Consider the following 238-nt stretch of genomic DNA (forward strand, 5'->3'; position numbering starts at 1 on the left):
GGCGCTCGCCGCCGCCGCCGCGGGCGTGGACGCGTCGACCGAGGCTCAGCGGAGCGGTGCGTCGGGAGAAGAGCTGCGTGCGATCATCGAGCCCGTGGAGGCATCCACCATTCGTGCACAACTCGTCATCCTTCCATCGGTCCTCGACGCCGCCACTCTTCTCTTCGAGGTGGGTGGGGCGAGCGCGGTCGGCACGGGGCTCGCCCTCGACAGGCACTGGCGCAATGCCCGGACGATC

The 238-nt window shown here is 70.6% G+C and carries 1 pseudogene; it reads left to right on the plus strand.

The window, feature by feature from the left end:
- Positions 1-238: pseudogene (locus tag KVT44_RS56940) on the plus strand (acyl-CoA dehydrogenase); the annotation flags it as partial.

The organism is Streptomyces sp. GbtcB7 (genome assembly GCF_019091445.1).
Classification (GTDB): domain Bacteria; phylum Actinomycetota; class Actinomycetes; order Streptomycetales; family Streptomycetaceae; genus Streptomyces; species Streptomyces mirabilis.